Source organism: Mesorhizobium sp. M8A.F.Ca.ET.021.01.1.1 (assembly GCF_003998025.1).
Taxonomy (GTDB): Bacteria; Pseudomonadota; Alphaproteobacteria; order Rhizobiales; family Rhizobiaceae; genus Mesorhizobium.
The window spans coordinates 1-3153 of record NZ_RZSJ01000670.1; the positions used below are offsets into that span (position 1 = coordinate 1).

Sequence of the window (3153 nt, forward strand, 5' to 3'; positions counted from 1 at the left end):
GCCGAGACGCTGCATCTGTCGCAATCGGCGATATCGAGACAGGTGAGCGCGCTCGAACATGATGTCGGCGTGCCGCTGTTCAATCGTCATGCACGCGGCCTTGTGCTGACCGAACAGGGCGAGATGCTGTTCCGCACGGCGCATGACGTGCTGATGAAGCTGGAAACCATCAAGTCGCGGCTGACCGAGACCAAGGACCGCCCGTCCGGTGTGCTCAGGGTGACGACGACCGTCGGCCTCGGCGCCGGCTGGCTGACCGAGCGGGTGCAGGAGTTCATCGAACTTTACCCCGAAATCAGCCTGCAGCTGATCCTCGCCAACGAGGAGCTCGACCTCACCATGCGCCAGGCCGATTGCGCCATCCGGCTGCGCCAGCCGCAACAGCCGGACCTGATCCAGCGCCGCCTGTTCACCGTGCATTTCCATCTCTACGCGGCACCGTCCTATGTCGCCAAATACGGCAAGCCGGGCTCGATCGCAGAGTTGAGAAGCCATCGCATCGTCACCTTCGGCCTGCCTGTGCCGTCGCATCTGTCGGAGTTGAACTGGCTGGAGACGGTCGGTGATTTCGAGAGCGGCCGGCGCGTGCCGACACTGCAGATCAACGACATCCTGTCGATCAAGCGCGCCGTGCAGGGCGGCGCCGGCATCGCCATGCTGCCGGACTATGTGATCAGCAAGGATTCCGGCCTGGTGCAGCTTTTGCCGGAAACCGAGGTGCCGTCCTTCGACACCTATTTCGCCTATCCCGACGCGATGAAGAACCAGGCCAAGCTGCACGTGTTCCGCGACTTCATCATCGCCAAGGCCAGAAGCTGGTCCTTCTGATCCAGGGTCAGCTCCGCGAGCCTATCCTTTCCAGGGCGTAATCCGCGGCAGCCACCCCGGTACGTTGTGGCGGTAGGCTTTGTATTCGGCGCCATGGCGGCCGGCGAGCGTCGGCTCCTCATAGAGCTTGACGAAGGTCACCATGGCAGCCGCCGCGATCGCCGCGTAGGTGGCGATCGACCAGCTCGAGAACAACAGCGCCTGGCCGATAATGATCGACAGCACGGCGACATACATGGGATTGCGGACATGGCGGTAGATGCCGCCGATCACCAGTCTTTCGGTTGGTGCGACGGGGGCCGGCGTGCCCAGCCCCTCCAGTGCGAAGCGGGCGAAGGCATGTAGCAGCACGGCGGCCGCGGCGACAATGAGGACGCCGCCGGCGACGACAAGGCCGGGCAGGGGCGACCATGGCAGGCTCCAGCGCTCGCTGAGCAGCCAGGGAATCAGCCCGGCGACCACGCCGGGGGCAGCAATCAGGAAAATGCCGCTGCCGGCAATCGCCGAAAACCTACGCATTGGTTGATCTCCGCTTGACTGCCTTGGAATTGAACCGCCGGTGCCTCATTCCACATCATCAGTGTTTTTCGGCATTTTGGGAACAAAATCGGTTGGAATTGGCGTTTTCGAGACGACAATGACCCGAAAGTACGCTTCATTTTCACGATTCTGCTGGTCCTATTGGCTCCCTAAATGGGTTGGACCACAGCCTGTGCCTTTTTGCATGCGTGTGTTGCAAAATAGATGCTTGTTTCTTGGGCATGATGAGCACATATATAGATCATCTCCTGGGCGCGTTCTCCTCCCATTAGCGCCCTCGAGTGTTCCCCTCTGGAGGTTAGCCTTAACAGGCACTTCCAATCAAACTCAGCCGGATCTTCGTTGATCCGGCTTTTTTGTTGCCCGGACCCGGGCGGGACGAGCGAAAATTTCATCAGAATTGCCACGTAACAGTGTCATGTAACCTCTGGTAACATGACAACGATGCCTTCCGCTGCTATGTAGATGCTAGGACGCGGTGTGGTTCGGACGGGAGATGGGGGCATCACTCGTACGGCCCGGGCTCAGGCGGCTACCGCGTCCGAACCTTTTCCGCCGAAGTTCGGCGACCTACATGCGGCGGACCTGCCGTTTCTCCTCCCAAGAAAACGGTCCGCACAACAAAACGGCGTCCGGCCCCCCGGGCGCCGTTTTTGGTTTTTGCCCCCTCGATCCTTCGAGGGGGCTTCTCATGAAACGAGTGAAATCAGGCGGCCTTGCCGTTGGCGTTCATCGCCTCGTCGGCGAGACGGCCAGTCAGCTCGGCCATATGGTCGAAGGCGGCGCGGTAGCTGGCAACGCCTGAAGTGGCCGACCGCAGCTCGATGATCAGATCACCGATCTCGGCCTGCGGCATGGTCGCCTCGACGACATCCCATCCGGGCCAATCGGGCCGCGCGTCATAGCCGAGGATCTGGCCGCGCCGCTGCGGGATCAGTGCGATGATCTTCGATGTCGCGTCCGACGGCGTGACGATCTCGATCTTCATCACCGGCTCCAGAAGCACCGGCGAGCAGGCGGCCATGCCTTCCTTCATGGCGAGCTTTGCCGCCATCTGGAACGCCATGTCGGAGGAATCGACCGCATGGTAGGAGCCGTCCGACAGGTTGACCGCGACGTCAACCACGGGGAAGCCGAGCGGGCCGGTCTTCAGATAGTCGCGTATGCCTGTCTCGACCGACTGGATGTAGGTCTTGGGCACGACGCCGCCGGTGATGGTGTCGGTGAACTGGAAGCCGGAGCCGCGCGGCAGCGGCTTGATCTCGATCACCACATCGCCGAACTGGCCGTGGCCGCCCGACTGTTTCTTGTGACGGCCGCGCTGCTGCACCGGTTTGCGGATCGTCTCGCGATAGGGCACCGCCGGCGCATGGCCTTCGACCGGTATCTGGTTCTTGCCCTCCAGCCGCTCGCGCACCACGCGCAGATGCATCTCTCCGTGACCCGACAGCACGGTCTCGGCCGAGTCCTGGTTGTGGCGCAGGCTGAGCGAGGGGTCTTCCTCGGCCAGGCGCTGGATGGCCGCCGACATCTTGACCTCGTCCTTGCGCTCCTTGGGGCGCAGCGCGAAGGCGAAGACCGGCTGCGGCGGCTCGACATCGAAGAGCTGTTTGATGCCTCCCTTGGCGGAGCTGAGCGTCTGGCCCGTCTTGACCGCGTCCAGCTTGCCGAGCGCCACGGTGTCGCCGGTTCTGGCGGCGGTCAGCTTGACCTGGTCCTTGCCCAGCATCCTGTAGATGCCGGAAACCTTGGCGGTGTCGCCGCCGGGCAGCCACAGTTCCAAGC

3 protein-coding genes are annotated in these 3153 nt (G+C 62.6%); 1 reads left to right on the forward strand and 2 read right to left on the reverse strand.

The genetic code is table 11. The annotated features are described in order from the left end of the window. A partial coding sequence (locus EOA36_RS31870) for a LysR family transcriptional regulator (RefSeq protein WP_145969417.1) occupies positions 1-828 on the forward strand: 828 nt, incomplete at its 5' end. Positions 829-849: 21 nt separating this feature from the next. Here the strand turns inward: EOA36_RS31870 and EOA36_RS31875 are convergent. Both EOA36_RS31875 and EOA36_RS31880 read right to left on the reverse strand, forming a co-directional pair. Then, positions 850-1347: an isoprenylcysteine carboxylmethyltransferase family protein gene (locus tag EOA36_RS31875; RefSeq protein WP_127280823.1), complete on the reverse strand. Its 498-nt coding sequence runs from the start codon at positions 1345-1347 to the stop codon at positions 850-852. A gap of 727 nt (positions 1348-2074) precedes the next feature. Continuing rightward, positions 2075-3153 (reverse strand): elongation factor G (locus tag EOA36_RS31880; protein WP_127280824.1); only part of this gene is annotated, 1079 nt, incomplete at its 5' end.

Bases quoted from the DNA above. Each gene is read 5' to 3' on its own strand.
- EOA36_RS31875 (WP_127280823.1), bottom strand. From the start codon at position 1,347: ATGCGTAGGTTTTCGGCGATTGCCGGCAGCGGCATTTTCCTGATTGCT.